Origin of the sequence: Polaribacter marinaquae, assembly GCF_038019025.1 — a bacterium.
Lineage (GTDB): Bacteria > Bacteroidota > Bacteroidia > Flavobacteriales > Flavobacteriaceae > Polaribacter > Polaribacter marinaquae.
This window is the reverse complement of record NZ_CP150496.1, coordinates 2,045,787-2,061,424: the sequence shown is the minus strand read 5'-3', so window position 1 is coordinate 2,061,424 and position 15,638 is coordinate 2,045,787. Positions and strand designations below refer to the sequence as shown.

The 15,638-nt window shown below is 29.1% G+C and carries 14 protein-coding genes; 8 read left to right on the top strand and 6 right to left on the bottom strand.

Annotation, left to right across the window (positions count from 1 at the left end; all coding sequences use genetic code 11):
- The first annotated feature begins 85 nt into the window (after window positions 1-85).
- Complete coding sequence (locus WG950_RS09380; protein ID WP_340931894.1) at window positions 86-1,024, top strand: bifunctional riboflavin kinase/FAD synthetase; 939 nt, start codon at window positions 86-88, stop codon at window positions 1,022-1,024.
- A gap of 120 nt (window positions 1,025-1,144) precedes the next feature.
- Window positions 1,145-2,419, top strand: coding sequence for a serine--tRNA ligase (serS, locus tag WG950_RS09375; RefSeq protein ID WP_340931892.1), 1,275 nt, complete (start codon window positions 1,145-1,147; stop codon window positions 2,417-2,419).
- Between the two features lie 86 nt (window positions 2,420-2,505).
- On the opposite strand, the gene WG950_RS09370 is transcribed toward serS, so the two are convergent.
- Window positions 2,506-2,649 carry a hypothetical protein gene (locus tag WG950_RS09370; RefSeq protein ID WP_172830867.1) on the bottom strand — a complete coding sequence of 48 codons (144 nt, stop codon included), beginning with the start codon at window positions 2,647-2,649 and terminating at the stop codon, window positions 2,506-2,508.
- A gap of 174 nt (window positions 2,650-2,823) precedes the next feature.
- On the opposite strand from WG950_RS09370, the gene WG950_RS09365 reads away from it, so the two are divergent.
- From WG950_RS09365 to mgtE, 5 genes are all read left to right on the top strand, one after another.
- Window positions 2,824-4,599, top strand: coding sequence for a tetratricopeptide repeat protein (locus WG950_RS09365; protein ID WP_340931890.1), 1,776 nt, complete (start codon window positions 2,824-2,826; stop codon window positions 4,597-4,599).
- A gap of 27 nt (window positions 4,600-4,626) precedes the next feature.
- Entirely contained in the window at window positions 4,627-4,956 is a 330-nt protein-coding gene (locus tag WG950_RS09360; RefSeq protein ID WP_340931889.1) for a DUF4286 family protein, read from the top strand.
- Entirely contained in the window at window positions 4,957-5,139 is a 183-nt protein-coding gene (locus WG950_RS09355; RefSeq protein ID WP_340931887.1) for a hypothetical protein, read from the top strand.
- 107 nt (window positions 5,140-5,246) lie between these two features.
- Window positions 5,247-6,050 (top strand): 16S rRNA (adenine(1518)-N(6)/adenine(1519)-N(6))-dimethyltransferase RsmA, encoded by an 804-nt coding sequence (gene rsmA, locus WG950_RS09350; RefSeq protein WP_077810631.1) that lies wholly within the window; start codon window positions 5,247-5,249, stop codon window positions 6,048-6,050.
- The gene (mgtE, locus tag WG950_RS09345; protein WP_299064474.1) at window positions 6,040-7,389 is read left to right on the top strand and encodes a magnesium transporter; all 1,350 of its coding nucleotides are present in this window, start codon (window positions 6,040-6,042) and stop codon (window positions 7,387-7,389) included. Before rsmA ends, mgtE begins: the two co-directional genes overlap by 11 nt.
- Window positions 7,390-7,595: 206 nt before the next feature.
- Here the strand turns inward: mgtE and WG950_RS09340 are convergent, their stop codons facing one another.
- The 3 genes from WG950_RS09340 to WG950_RS09330 form a co-directional block, all read right to left on the bottom strand.
- On the bottom strand, window positions 7,596-8,273 hold the full coding sequence (locus tag WG950_RS09340) for a response regulator transcription factor (RefSeq protein ID WP_299064472.1): 678 nt from the start codon (window positions 8,271-8,273) through the stop codon (window positions 7,596-7,598).
- Window positions 8,263-10,221: a tetratricopeptide repeat-containing sensor histidine kinase gene (locus WG950_RS09335; protein ID WP_340931880.1), complete on the bottom strand. Its 1,959-nt coding sequence runs from the start codon at window positions 10,219-10,221 to the stop codon at window positions 8,263-8,265. The genes WG950_RS09340 and WG950_RS09335 overlap by 11 nt, the downstream gene beginning before the upstream one ends.
- A 76-nt stretch (window positions 10,222-10,297) precedes the next feature.
- Complete coding sequence (locus WG950_RS09330; protein WP_340931878.1) at window positions 10,298-10,825, bottom strand: RNA methyltransferase; 528 nt, start codon at window positions 10,823-10,825, stop codon at window positions 10,298-10,300.
- A gap of 159 nt (window positions 10,826-10,984) precedes the next feature.
- Between WG950_RS09330 and mutS the strand changes: the two genes are divergently transcribed.
- Window positions 10,985-13,558 (top strand): DNA mismatch repair protein MutS, encoded by a 2,574-nt coding sequence (gene mutS / locus WG950_RS09325; RefSeq protein WP_375240315.1) that lies wholly within the window; start codon window positions 10,985-10,987, stop codon window positions 13,556-13,558.
- Window positions 13,559-13,690: 132 nt separating this feature from the next.
- Here the strand turns inward: mutS and WG950_RS09320 are convergent, their stop codons facing one another.
- Both WG950_RS09320 and WG950_RS09315 read right to left on the bottom strand, forming a co-directional pair.
- Window positions 13,691-14,377: a hypothetical protein gene (locus WG950_RS09320; RefSeq protein WP_340931875.1), complete on the bottom strand. Its 687-nt coding sequence runs from the start codon at window positions 14,375-14,377 to the stop codon at window positions 13,691-13,693.
- Window positions 14,340-15,449: a hypothetical protein gene (locus WG950_RS09315; protein WP_340931874.1), complete on the bottom strand. Its 1,110-nt coding sequence runs from the start codon at window positions 15,447-15,449 to the stop codon at window positions 14,340-14,342. The genes WG950_RS09320 and WG950_RS09315 overlap by 38 nt, the downstream gene beginning before the upstream one ends.
- Between the last annotated feature and the right edge of the window lie 189 nt (window positions 15,450-15,638).

Below are 15,638 nucleotides of genomic sequence, written 5' to 3'. Positions count from 1 at the left end.
GGTATCTAACATTCGAAAAAATTATTTTTCTATGAATTTAAACATTCAGAAATTGTACATTTGTTACTATTAAAATTAGATCCGCTTGAAGGTAGTTAATGATATTGCAAATTTCTCTACAAACGAAAAAACTTTTGTAACAATTGGTACTTTTGATGGTGTTCATTTTGGGCATCAGAAAATATTAGAAAAACTAGTATCTGAAGCAAAAAATGCTGGAAAAAAATCTGTTTTACTTACTTTTTTTCCGCATCCAAGAATGGTTTTACAAAAAGATGCAACCATAGAGTTGATAAATACTATTGACGAACGTGCAAAATTGTTAGAAAAAACAGGTTTAGACTACTTAATTATTCATCCTTTTAGTAAAAAATTTTCTAGAACTACAGCTTTAGAGTTTGTAAGAGATATTTTAGTGAACACTTTTAATATTTCTAAATTAATTATTGGATACGATCATCATTTTGGTAAAAATAGAGAAGGTAATATAGAGCAATTAACAGAATATAGCCATTTATATGATTTTACGGTAGAAGAAATTCCGGCTCAAGATATAGATGATGTTTCTGTAAGTTCTACAAAAATTAGACGCGCTTTACATGCTGGTAATTTAAAAACAGCCAATAACTATTTAGGCTATAATTTTTTATTGAATGGTAAAGTTGTAAATGGCAAAAAATTAGGGGGTAAAATTGGTTTTCCTACGGCAAATTTAGACGTTAAAGAGACGTATAAATTAATTCCAAAAACAGGTGTTTATGTTGTAAAGTCAATTATAAACTCTAAAACAATTTTTGGTATGATGAATATTGGTAACAGGCCAACTGTTAACGGAAACCATCAAACAATCGAAGTACATTTTTTTGATTTTAACGAAGATTTGTATGACAAGAATTTAACAGTAGCCTTGATTTATTTTCTAAGAGATGAACACAAATTCGATTCGATAGAAAACTTAATTCTTCAACTAAAAAAAGACGAAGAAACTGCCCGAGATTACATCAAAAATAATTGTGAATTGTAGTAATTATCAATTTATTTATTCTAAAATAATTCTCCTTTTTAAGCTTACTTATTTATTTACGAATTCGTGGTAAAACTGCAGCACAAATTATATATTTGCATTTCATAATTCATAGAAAATATGTTACAAGTACAATTTATTAGAGACAACAAAGAAACTGTTTTAAAGGGTTTAGCAAAACGTAATTTTGCAAACGCAGAAACAATTGTAGAACAAGTTTTATCGGCAGATGAAAACAGAAGAGCAGCGCAAGTTTCTCTTGATAACACTTTGGCCGAATCTAATAAATTATCCAAAGAAATTGGTGGTCTTTTTAAGTCTGGTGAAGTTGATAAAGCAAATGTTTTAAAAGAAAAAACTAGTCAGTTAAAAGAACAATCTAAAGAATTAACAGAAAAATTAGCTACTTTTTCTGATGAATTACAAGGTTTGTTATATCAAATACCAAACGTACCTCACGCTTCTGTAAAAGCAGGAAATTCTGAAGAAGACAATGAAAATATTTTTAGCGAAGGCACAATACCAAATTTAGGCGAAAATGCTTTACCACATTGGGAGTTAGCTAAAAAATATGATATTATAGATTTTGAATTAGGAACTAAAATTGCTGGTGCTGGTTTTCCTGTTTACAAAGGTAAAGGGGCAAGATTACAGCGTGCTTTAATTAACTATTTTTTAGACAAAAATGTTAAAGCGGGTTATAAAGAAGTACAAGTACCACATTTGGTAAATACAGATTCTGCAACTGCAACTGGGCAATTACCAGATAAAGACGGACAAATGTATCATTCTACAGTTGATGATTTATATTTAATACCAACTGCAGAAGTGCCAATTACCAATATGTTTCGTGGTAATTTATTACAAGAAACAGATTTTCCTATAACTGTAACAGGGTATACACCTTGTTTTAGAAGAGAAGCTGGTAGTTATGGCGCACATGTACGTGGTTTAAACAGATTGCACCAATTTGATAAAGTAGAAATTGTACGCATAGAACATCCAGAGAATTCTTACAATGCTTTAAACGGAATGGTAGAGCATATTAAAGATATTTTAAGAGAACTAAAATTACCTTACAGAATCTTACGCTTGTGTGGTGGCGATACAGGTTTTACATCTGCATTAACTTTTGATTTTGAATTGTTTTCTACAGCACAAGACCGTTGGTTAGAAATTAGTTCTGCTTCTAATTTCGAAACTTTTCAAGCAAATAGATTAAAGCTACGTTTTAAAAATAAAGAAGGTAAAAGCGAATTAGCACACACTCTTAACGGTAGTTCTTTAGCTTTACCTAGAGTTTTAGCAGGTATTTTAGAAAATTACCAAACTGCAGACGGAATTAAAATACCAGATGTTTTAGTACCTTATTGTGGTTTTGATATGATAAATTAATTTTAATACAACGTATTCAGTTTCGGTTTGCAGTTCTTAATCATCTTTAGATAAAATTTAACTGTAAACTGATACTGAAAACGAACCTAGTTAGCAATAACAGCTACCATTAGTCTTTTATATTTATTCATTTCTACTAAGGCATTTAAGTAAGCACTTATTTGTCCTTTTTGCATAAATTCTATAGAGTTTCTTTTTGCAGCTTCGTATTGGGTAGAAAAAGTTTTCATAATTTTAAGTTTTAATTAGTTATTACATCCTACAGACAAGTTTTGTGCCAAAATGTTACAAAGAAGATGTAAAATACGTTTGGTTTAATAAAAAATTAACATAAATCTTAAGTATCTTTGATTTTGATGAAGAGAATATTTCTACTTATTTTTCTAGCAATTAATACCTTAGCAGTGTCACAAAACAAAGTGCAAACAAATGCTAAAAATAATTACCTCTTAGCAGAAAATTATTATCGAGAAGGTGCTTATGAAAAAGCTACACAAATTTATAAGAAACTTTATACTTCTAGCCCTTTTAATACTACGTATTTAAGTAGATTAATTTCTTGTTACCAAGAAACAGATCAATTTATTTTAGCTGAAAACTTATTAAAAAGCAGAATTAAAGCGAACAAAAGTCAGGCATATTTATACGTTTATTTAGGCTACAATTATCAAAGACAACAACAAGCAGAAAAAGCTTCAGAAAATTATAAACTAGCGTTAAATTCTTTGGATAAAATGCCTTCTTATGGCGGAATAATAGGACGCTTGTTTAAAGATTATAATCTACTTGATAATGCAATTTTGGCATATGAGAAAGCCATGGAAGCTAACAAAAACGCAAATTATAATTTTCAAATAGCTCAAATTTATGGTGAAAAAGGCGATTTTAAAAAAATGTTTGAATCGTACATAGATTTAGTTGATAAAAATGAACAATATTTCGACCTTGTACAAAGATATACTAGCAAATACATTACAGATGACGCAGAAAATGAGGCAAACATTTTATTTAGAAAAACACTTTTAAGAAAATCTGCTAGTAACCCAAAAGATGTTTGGAATGTTTTGTTAAGTTGGCTTTTTACACAACAAAAAGACTATAACAAAGCCTTTATACAAGAAAATGCGCTTTACCAAAGAAATACACAAGATCTAGGGGCAATTTTTACATTAGGTAAAATTGCATTCGAAAATAATTCTTTTGAAGCTGCTAAACAGTGTTTCGATTTTATAGTAGAAAAATCATCTACCAAAAGCGAAACTATTAATGCACATTTATTTTTGATGAAAATTGCCATAGAAACTAAGAATCCAGAAACAGAAAACCTTTTCAAAAAGTTGTTTTTAGTTTTTGGTAAAAACAGTGCAACTATAAAATTACAAGTTGCTTATGCAGATTATTTAACGTTTTCAAAAAACGAACCTCAGCAAGCAAATACAGTTTTAGAAGAAGCGTTAAGTTATGCAAACTCAAAATTTGATAAAGCAAGAATTAAACTAAAACTTGGCGACGTTCTTGTGTTTACTAACAAATTTAATAAAGCACTAATTTATTTTTCTCAGATTCAAACACAACTAAAAAATCACGAATTAGCACAAGAAGCAAGGTTTAAAGTAGCACAAACTAGCTATTTTAAAGGTGATTTCGAATGGGCAAAAGCACAATTAAAAGTTTTAAAAGGTTCTACAACACAATTAATTGCCAATGATGCCGTAAACCTATTTTTAAAAATATCAGACAATGAACCTGTAGATTCTATACCGTCTGGATTAAAGCAATTGGCAAAAGCAGAATTACTTGCTTTTCAAAATAAAGACAAAGCCGCATTATCAGAATTAAACTCGTTATTTACAAGAAAAGATATTTTTATAAATGGATTTATTCCTAGCGAAGTAATCTATGATGATGTACTGTTTTTTAAGGCAAAACTTCTTATCAAACAAAAAAAATATGAAGAAGCAATAACAGCTTTAAATAAAATTATAGCAGCAGATAATCAAGGTTTTTTAACAGATGATGTTTATTTTATGATGGCAGAAACCTATAACAATCATCTTAAAAACTCAGAAAAAGCACAAGAATATTATCAAAAAATAATTTTCGATCACACCTCTAGTATCTATTTAGTAGATTCCAGAAAGAAGTTTAGAAAATTAAGAGGCGATAATGTTTCGCAATAAAAAATCAATAACAATAAAAAGTTTAAAATGTATATATATAACGTAACAGTAAACATAGATAACACTGTACATAAAGAGTGGTTAACTTGGATAGAATCTCATGTCGTAAAAGTTTTAGACACGGGTAAATTTACATCAGCAAAACTTACAGAAGTTTTAATAGAAGAAGAAATGGGCGGTAAAACATATTCTATACAATATACTGCAGCGTCTAGAGAAGATTTAGAATCTTATTATAAAGAAGATGCCGATAGTTTACGTGTAGAAGCTTTAAGAAAGTTTGCAGATAAAATGTTAGCTTTTAGAACAGAATTAAAGATTGTAAAAGAGTTTTTTCCAACAAGTGTAAGCAATTAGATGAATTTATTTTTTTATAATAACAGAAAAAAGATACGAGCTTTTAGTATTTTATTATTGCTATTAGGCGCAATTCTTGCTTTTCTAAATTGGGGTATAGAACCAGAAGAGACTATTGCTGGTTTTCTAGTTGGTTTAGGTTTTGGTATACTTCTACTTTCTTTCAATCTTAAAAAAGAATAAAACAAGTATTATTTAAAGCGAAAAGAGCGTTTGTATAATTTTATAACTATATAAAAATTACGCCTTTTAAACTGTACCTTTGCCTTAGAAAGATAAAAACAAAGATTGTGTCTGTAAAAGCAAAAAAACATTTAGGTCAACATTTTTTAACGGATGAAAGTATCGCAAAAGATATTGCAGATGCTTTAACAGAAAACGGTTATGACGATGTCTTAGAAATAGGACCAGGAATGGGTGTTTTAACCAAGTATTTATTAGAAAAGAAAGCAAAAGTTACTGTAATGGAATTAGACAGAGAGTCTGTTGCATATTTACACGACACTTTTCCTTTAGAACATATAAACTTAGACACATCTAAAGAGCATTTTTCTATAATCGAAGGCGATTTTTTAAAGAAAAATATTCAAGAAATATTTCAAAAAAAGCAAGTAGCAATTATTGGAAACTTCCCGTACAATATTTCTACCCAAATTGTTTTTAAAGCAATAGAAAATAAAGAATTCGTACCAGAATTTGCAGGTATGTTTCAAAAAGAAGTTGCTATGAGGGTGGCAGAAAAAGAAGGAAGTAAAATTTACGGAATCCTATCTGTTTTAACGCAAGCTTTTTTTGATGTAGAATACTTATTTACGGTACCGCCAACAGTATTTAATCCGCCACCAAAAGTAGATTCTGGCGTTATAAGATTAATCAGAAAAAAAGATTATTCTTTACCTGTAGACGAAAAAATATTTTTTAGAGTTGTAAAAACAGCTTTTAATCAACGTAGAAAAATGTTGCGCTCTAGTTTAAAGTCTTTTCAACTTTCGGATTCTTTAAAAGAAGACCCTATATTTGCGAAACGACCAGAACAATTATCTGTTAAAGACTTTATTTCTCTAACACAAAAATTAATAGAAAATGGCATTTGAAATTACTGATGAATTTCTAGAGAATTTAATTGGCTTAATCTATAAAAATGATGATACTGCAATTAAAGTACTTTTTGAAGAGGTGCATTTTGCAGATATTGCAGAGGTTTTAGATGAAGTAAATTTTGATGAAGCTATTTATATTATAAAACTTTTAGATAGCGAAAAAACATCAGAAATTCTTACTGAGTTAGATGAAGATACCAGAGAAAAGATTTTAGAAAACTTATCTGCTAAAGAAATTGCAGATGAAGTTGGAGAAATGGATTCTGATGACGCCGCAGATATTATTGGTGAACTATCAGAAGAACGCCAAGAACGCGTAATAGATGCTTTAGAAGACGATGAATTAGCTGCAGATATTAAAGAACTTTTATCTTACGAAGACAATACTGCAGGTGCTTTAATGGCTAAAGAATTGGTAAAGGTTTATGAAACTTGGACGGTTGCTGGTTGTATGCGTAGAATTAGAGGACAAGCAAAAGAAGTAACCAGAGTACACTCTATTTACGTTGTAGACAAACAAGATAAACTAGTTGGTAGATTGTCTTTAAAAGACTTAATAATTGCCAAAGCAGAACAAAAAATTGCCGAAATTTCTAAAACAAAAGTAGACGCTGTAAACGTTAACGAAAATGATGAGGAAGTTGCTAAAATTATGGCAAAATACGATTTAGAAGCCATACCTGTTGTAGACGACAATAATGTATTATTAGGTAGAATTACAATTGATGATATTGTAGATGTTTTAAAAGAAGAAGCAGATAAAGATTATCAAATGGCTGCTGGTTTAACGCAAGATGTAGATTCTGATGACAGTATTTTCGAACTAACCAAAGCTCGTTTACCTTGGTTATTTTTGGGTTTAGTTGGTGGAGTTGGAGCATTTATTATTATGGAAGGTTTTCATGATATATTTTCTAAATACGGTACACTTTTCTTTTTTACACCATTAATTGCCGCCATGGCTGGTAATGTTGGTGTACAATCATCAGCAATTATTGTACAAGGTTTAGCTAACGATGATGTAAAAGGAAGTATTTATGGCAGATTACTTAAAGAAATGCTTTTAGCGGCTTTAAATGGTGTTATTTTGGCCTTATTTCTATTTATTTTTGTTTGGATTTATAAAGGAGAAGTGAATCTTTCTCTTGCAATTTCTGTATCTCTAGTAGTTGTTATTATTATTGCTGGACTTATAGGAACATTTGTACCATTATTTCTACATAAAAGAGGTATCGATCCGGCAATTGCAACAGGTCCGTTTATTACTACGAGTAACGATATATTTGGAATCTTAATTTATTTTATGATTGCAAAAATGATTTTAGGTATTTAAAAAGCCTTCCTGAATTAACAGAAAGGCTTTCTCCTTTTTCTTCATAATTGTTTAAAAATAAGCCCCTAATCTTATTCTTCGCAATTAATCCCATTCTTTATAGATGATTGAGTTATAATTATCTACAAGACAAATATAATATTAGTAAAAAAACTAACATTGTGGAAATCCGTAATTTGAAATGTTATTTTCCGCAAAAGCAATATTTAGTCGATTACACCTAACTCTTTCGCTTTTAAAATTAAGTCTGTATTGTTATTTGCGTTTAAATCTGTTCTAAGATTTGCCAATTTTGTTTCTATAGATCTCAATTTTACAATAGAACCATCGTTCTTTTTAATAACACCTTCTAAATTGCTTATTTTAGGCTGATTTGGCAACTCTTTTAAGACTTGTATAGCAATATCATCCATTTGTATTTGAACGATGTTTCTACGCATTATTTTCTGATGAATTTCATGCGTATAATAGTAATCATTGGCTAACATTTTAGTTAGCGCAAAACTAATTTCTGATGCATCACATTTACTTTTTAATAAATATGCGTTCGGGTTTAAATTACTAATAACATTATACACTCTATTTGTTTCTGTATGCCCAGTTATTACTGCAATTTTTATGTTAAAATCGTTATTTCTTATGGCTTTAATTAATTCTTCTCCGCCATCTAAATTAGTATCTTCGGTTGTGTTATCGAAACTTAAATCGGTAAATAAAAGCTGAAAAGGTTGGGTGTCTTGATTTTGTTTTATCAGCAAAAAAGCTTCATCACAACTATTAGTTGTTACCACTTCAAAATCTCCTATTTCTTTTAACGAACATAGAATTCCTTGAATAACCAATTGATGATCATCAACAACTAAAATTTTTATTTTATTTTCCATTTTTTGAAACATCAATTTTAATGGTTGTTCCTTTTTCTAGCTCGCTATCAATACTAAAAACACCGTTTAAATCTTCTACTCTTTCTCTAATATTTTTTAAACCTATTCCGGTTTTCTTAACTTCAGCATCAAAACCTATTCCATTATCAGAAATTTCTAAAGTTATTGTTTTTTTATTTTCAGAAAACCTAACAATTAATTTTGTTGCTTCTGCGTATTTCTTGGCATTCTGTATACTTTCTCTAACAGCTAAAAACAAAGTTCTTTTGATAGAATTGTTAATTTCTGTCCAAGAAATAGTATTAATATTTTCTACTTTAATTTTAAAATCAGGTTCAAAGTAATCTGATACTAAGTTTATAATTTGGTCTTTAAATGATACTTTATTAAAGCTCTCGCTACTTAATTGGTGCGATAAATTACGAACGTTCTCTTTAATAATATGTAAGCTTTTTGCTTCTTCTAATTGGTTAGACTTTTCTAATTTTAAATGCAACATTCTAATATCGCCAGCAACCTCATCATGAAGAGATTTAGCAATTTGTTGCCTTTCTTTTTCTCTAGCTTCTACTTGAGCTAATTTAGCTTCAAAAAGTATTTTTTTTCTTCTACTAGCAACTATGTTTGCACCAAAACCAATAAAAAGAATACCAGCACCTGCAATTAAAAAACCAATCGTTTTTTGTTGTTTTTCACTTTTTATGAGTAATTCTTTACGTTGATTTTCTAATTTTAAACTGGTGTTTTCTTTTTCTTTTTTTTCTGTTTCGTAAATAACCTTTGCAAATTGATTTTTTCGAGTTCTTTCTCTAGTAAATAAACTGTCTTTTAACTGAACATATTCTTTAAAATGCTTTTTGGCTGTTTCTCCAAAAGTTAGCTCAGTTAAAAATTGCAAACAATCTAAAACTTGCTCGTTATTTCTTGTTTTTTTACCCAACTCTAAACCAATATAAGCATGTTTTTTTGCCAAATTATATTGTTTATTTTTCATGTAAGCTTCTGCTAATAAACTATGAGAAACACTTTCAGCATAAACAAATTTAGATTTTTTTCTACCTTCTAAAACTGTTTTGTAACCAGAAATTGCTTTATCTATTTTACCTTGTCTAAAATATGCAGAAGATAAGCTACCTAATAAGTTTTGGTATTGTCTTGGGTATTTTATCGCAATACTATCAAAACGTAAACCTTCTTTAAATAAAGTAATTGCTTTATCAAAATTACCTTCATCTACATAAGTTGCACCAATATTATTGTATAAGTTTAGGTAATTTACTTCTCGTCTAGAAGTTACCGTATTAAATTTTGCCAGCTCTCTTGCCTTAAGATAATAAGCTCTAGATTCTTTAGGTCTATTTAAATGTCCTAAAGCATTTCCTAAGGTTTGATATAAAGAAATTAGAGTTCTATATTCTTTATCTTGAGCAGGTTCTATATATTTTAAACCTTCTACAGCAGTTGTTTCGCAACCTAAATAATCGAGTTCTTTAACTTGTAGGATTGCCATAGAAAGCAATCTTCGTCCGGTTTCTACAGAATCTTTTAAGCCAATAAAAATTTTTTTAGATTCTTGATAATAATAAAAACTACTATCTAAATTATTTTTTATTTTATGATTTAAAGCGGCAAAATGGTATGCTTTTGCTAATGAAAAAGAATCTTTACTGCGTTTAAAATGATTTTGTAATTTATTCTTAGAAAAAGTTAAACCTAAAGTATCTTTCGCAAAATAACTTTCTTTGGCATATTCTATGCTAGTTTGTTGTATTAAAGAATCTATTTTTAAATCTTCTAATAACGTAATTGCTTTTTTAAGATATCTAACTTTATTAGATCCTTTAGCATTGTCTAAATAAAAATTTAGTGAGTCTTTTGGTGTTTGTGTAAATGCATTAAAAACTGCAAATACGGTAAATAAAAGTATTAGAGAATTCTCTTTTTTCATAGTTCAAAAAGAAGTGTTTACTTCTTAAATTTATAGCACCATAAAATTAGTCCTTTCATTTATAATAAAAAAGTTTCTATTGTAATTTCTGAAACAAATCCCAAATAACAACACCTGTAGTAACCGAAATATTTAGCGAATGTTTGGTGCCTAATTGCGGAATTTCGATACACATATCGGAAGCATTTACAACTTCTTGTTGTACACCTTTTACCTCGTTACCCATTACAATTGCGTACTTTTCTGTTTTCTTCGGATGAAAAGCATCTAGTTTTGTTGAGTTTTCTGCTTGTTCTATCGCTAAAACTTTTACATTTTCTGTTTTTAGTTTTTCAACTAAAGTTAACGTATCTTCTACATATTCCCAATCAACAGATTCTGTTGCACCTAAAGCCGTTTTATGAATTTCTTTATTTGGTGGCGTAGCACAAATACCACACAAATATATTTTTTCAACTAAAAAAGCATCGCTAGTTCTAAACACAGAACCAATATTATTTAAGCTTCTAATATTGTCTAAAACTACAATAATTGGCGTTTTTTTTACTGTTTTAAACTCATCAACAGTTATTCTACCTAATTCGTTATTTTTTAATTTCCTCATGTTTTAAACTTTTAGCTTTTAGCTTTCTACTTTTAGCTAGTTTGGTATGAAAACTAATGGCTAAGAGCTAAAGGCTAAAGACTTTTTTCTATCTTCGCAAAACTAACAGAAAATTTCTAAAACTTGGCAAAATCAAAAGCTAAAAAGGTTACCCCTTTAATGAAACAATACAATGCAATCAAGAATAAATATCCTGATGCGATGTTGCTTTTTAGAGTTGGCGATTTTTACGAAACTTTTGGTGAAGATGCTAAAAAGGCTGCAGAAGTTTTAGGAATTACGTTAACTAAACGTGGCGCTGGTTCAGATTCTGAAACTGCTTTGGCAGGTTTTCCGCATCATTCTTTAAATACCTATTTACCAAAATTGGTAAAAGCGGGTATGCGAGTTGCTATTTGCGATCAATTAGAAGATCCTAAAATGACCAAAACCATTGTAAAACGTGGTGTTACAGAATTAGTAACTCCTGGAGTTTCTTTAAACGACGAAGTTTTACAAACCAAAACCAACAACTTTTTAGCTGCCGTTCATTTTGATAAAAAACAACTCGGAATTTCATTTTTAGATGTTTCTACAGGTGAATATTTAGTTGCGCAAGGAACTGCAGAATACATCGATAAATTGTTGCAAAACTTTAATCCGAGTGAAGTTTTAGTTCAAAAACAAAACAAACAACAATTTTTAGAACTTTTTGAAAACCGATATTATACTTTTTATTTAGATGATTGGGTTTTTCAAAAGGAATATGCCAACGAAACTTTACAAAATCATTTTGAGGTAAAAAGCTTAAAAGGTTTTGGTGTACAAGATGTTAAAAACGGAATTATTGCTGCTGGTGCAGTGTTGTATTATCTATCGGAAACACAACACAATCAGTTAAAACATATTCAACATATCAGCAGAATTGCAGAGGATAATTATGTTTGGATGGACCGATTTACTGTTCGAAATTTAGAATTGTACAATCCTAACTCTATAAATGCAGTAACACTTTTAGATGTAATAGATAAAACTATTTCGCCAATGGGCGGACGTTTGTTAAAACGTTGGTTGGCACTTCCTTTAAAAAATATCGACGAGATTAAAAATCGTCATGAATTGGTAAAGTTTTTTATAGATTCTGATGATTTTTCTCAGACTGTAACGTATCAATTAAAACAAGTTTCTGATATAGAACGTTTAATTTCTAAAGTTGCAACTGGCAAAGCATCGCCAAGAGAAATTGTACTTTTAAAAGATTCTTTAAAAGCAATTTTACCGATAAAATCATCCGCAGAAAGCAGCAAAAACAACGCTGTAAAATCTTTAGGAAATCAGTTACATACTTGCCAAGATTTAATTGATAAAATTTCTGAAACCTTGTTTGATGAAGCTCCGGTAAACATCAATAAAGGAAATGCGATTGCTAACGGAGTACATCAAGAATTAGATGATTTACGTGCAATTTCGAACTCTGGTAAAGAGTATTTAGATAATATGTTGGCGCGTGAAACCGAGCGTACCGGAATTACAAGTTTAAAAATTGCGTTTAACAACGTGTTTGGGTATTATATTGAAGTTAGAAATACGCATAAAGATAAAGTGCCTGAAGAATGGATTCGAAAACAAACCTTAGTTTCGGCAGAAAGATATATTACTGAAGAGTTAAAAGAATACGAAACTAAAATTTTAGGTGCTGAAGAAAAAATAGCAAAATTAGAACAAGAAATATTTTCTAAATTACTGCAATACATCATTCAATATGTACAAATTGTGCAAGAAAATGCACAAATTATTGCAAAAATAGATTGTTTATTGTCATTCTCTGTTTTAGCAATTGATAATAATTATGTGCGCCCAATTATGGATGAAAGCACAGATTTAGAGATAAAAAATGGTCGTCATCCGGTTATAGAAAAACAATTACCAATAGATCAAACCTATATTGCAAACGATGTTGTTTTAAACAGAAATCAGCAACAAATTATTATGATTACCGGACCAAACATGTCTGGTAAGTCGGCTATTTTAAGACAAACAGCACTCATTGTTTTATTAGCACAAATGGGAAGTTATGTTCCTGCTCAAAACGCAAAAATAGGTATTGTAGATAAAATTTTTACAAGAGTTGGCGCAAGTGATAATATTTCTATGGGCGAATCTACCTTTATGGTAGAAATGAATGAAACTGCATCGATCTTAAATAACGTTTCTGAGCGTAGTTTAATTTTATTAGATGAAATTGGTAGAGGAACTTCTACTTATGACGGAATTTCGATTGCTTGGGCCATTTCTGAGTTCTTACACGAACACCCAACCAAAGCAAAAACACTTTTTGCTACGCATTACCACGAATTGAATGAAATGACCACAACATTCGAGCGTATAAAAAACTTTAATGTGTCTGTAAAAGAGTTGGAAGACAACATTATTTTCTTACGTAAATTGGTTTCTGGTGGCTCTAATCATAGTTTTGGTATTCATGTTGCTAAACTTGCTGGAATGCCAAATATGGTGATTCATAGAGCAAATAAAATTCTAGAAAAATTAGAAAAAAACAACAAGAATTCTGAAGTAAAAGACGTTTTAAAACAAACACAAGAAGAAGAAATGCAATTGAGTTTCTTTCAACTAGATGATCCTTTATTAGAAAATATTAAAGAAGAAATTTTAGCAACAAATATAGATGCTCTAACGCCTATTGAAGCCTTAATGAAGTTGAATGAAATTAAACGAATGTTGATTAAAAAGTAACGTTTGTAAATATGAAAAGTAGCAGAGTAAAATTGCTATTATTTTCAGTCTGTAAATTAAAATAGCAGTTAAGTAAAAACATTGAAATTTACACTTAACTACTATCTTTTATTTGTTGTTGTTGTTTGTATTTTATTCAGTTTGTTTAATTAATTTTATAACCTCTTTATTATTTTCAAGCTTCATATAATCGTCCTTATATTCAACTATTTTAAATTTTTTGATGTCATTTTTTATTGCTTTCGAAACAGTAGATGCTTTTTTTAAAAAAATCTCTATTTCATAATTTTTTAATTTCGATAGTTTTAATTTATAAGAATCATACCCTAAATTAGAAACACCAAGAAAATAATCTTTTTTTTCTTTTTTAAGATTAATATTTACGAAACCTTTCTCTCTTATAGTATAACCTATTTTATCTTTTTGAATATAAACATTGGTGTTAGTATTAATATTCCCTTTAAAATCTTTTACAATAACCTTTATGGTTACAATATTTTTAGTATTATAATATTCTTTTATTTTATGATAGCTTTTCAGCTTTAATTCTGTCAAATCATAATTTAAAATTAAGCTGTCATTTTTTATTTGATAATGCCCCTTGCCATACTCATCATCACCTAAACTTGCTCCTGAATGATATTCAAATATACCATTCTCATTAAATTTATAGTATTTGTAATGTTCTTGGTAAGCCTTCAAACTACTATAGTTACCAATAATTTTTTTTTGGCAGTAAAGATTATTTGATAAACAAATAATAACTACTATTAATAAAGATTTAATAACATTTTGTTCCTTGTGCATCGTTATTTCCATTTTGTTCATTTAATATTATATCTGCTATTGCTTGTCTATCATTTGCGTTTGGTACTAATTCTTTAAATGTATCATTTTCTGTAACAATAGTACCATTTGAATTTACTTGAAACATTCCAGAATATGCCATTGTTTGATAATATTTCCAACCTAAATTACCTCCTGTACCATATGTTTTATCCCATTCGTATAAAGAATAAGCCATAGCATCTATATATTGACCCATAAAATTATGATGAAAGTTATTTGTACCTATAACATAACCTTTATCTTCTGAATATTTTTCAATTTTATCTGCAAAAGAAAAACTATTAAAAGAAACAACATTTGAATATAATGCATTTATATATGCATGAACTGATTCATGAATAATGGTTCTAGCTATAGATAATCGAGTAGCATTTGCTAAATAATTATCATTTACAGTAATTGTTGCACCATTTGTACTAGCATTAGAACCATTGGTTGTACCATTTTGAATTGTTAAATTGATATTACTACTATCATTGAATAATTTTAAAATTGATTCAGAAAAATTTAAAGTTAGTTGGTTACTGATAGGTATTTGAATTTCGGGTTTTAAAGGGTGATTTTCAAATATACCATTTTCTAATTCTGTGAAAATATCTTTTGCACATTTATTTGTGAGTTTATTTTTTATTTGGTCGCTTGTAGAGCTACTTCCAGCACCACTATCCCATCCGTTACAACCTACTTCACAACCATAAGGGCTAAAATCTTCAGGTCCACCACTACCGTATAAATCAGAAACAGATATGTAAGCAGCACTGTCTCTTCTAGGTGGAGATTTTATTTCAATTTCATTTAAAAACTCATTATTACAAATACAGTCTTTATCTGAAGATGTATGATTGCAACCATATGCAATTCTGCATTCTGCAGCATCATCATTTAATGAGTTTTTATATTGATAATTGATTTCCTTTGGTAAATAAGCATTTGTTATTACACCATCTAAAAATCTAAATGCCTTTATTAGTTTTCCGTCTAAAGTATTCAAAGTTACTTCACCAGAAAAATTTGTAGTTTCTTGATTTGGGTAAGAATACATATTATAAACAATACTTTTAATTGAATTGTTAATATTAAGTAATAGAATCCTACTATAAAAGTCACTATCAACTAATTTTGCAGGTATAATAGCTAATTTAGAGTCAGTATTCGATATGTTTTCAAAGGTAATTTTAGAAACATCATATGTTAAATAAGAAGAATTACCTTTAGAAAAATTCGTATTGCT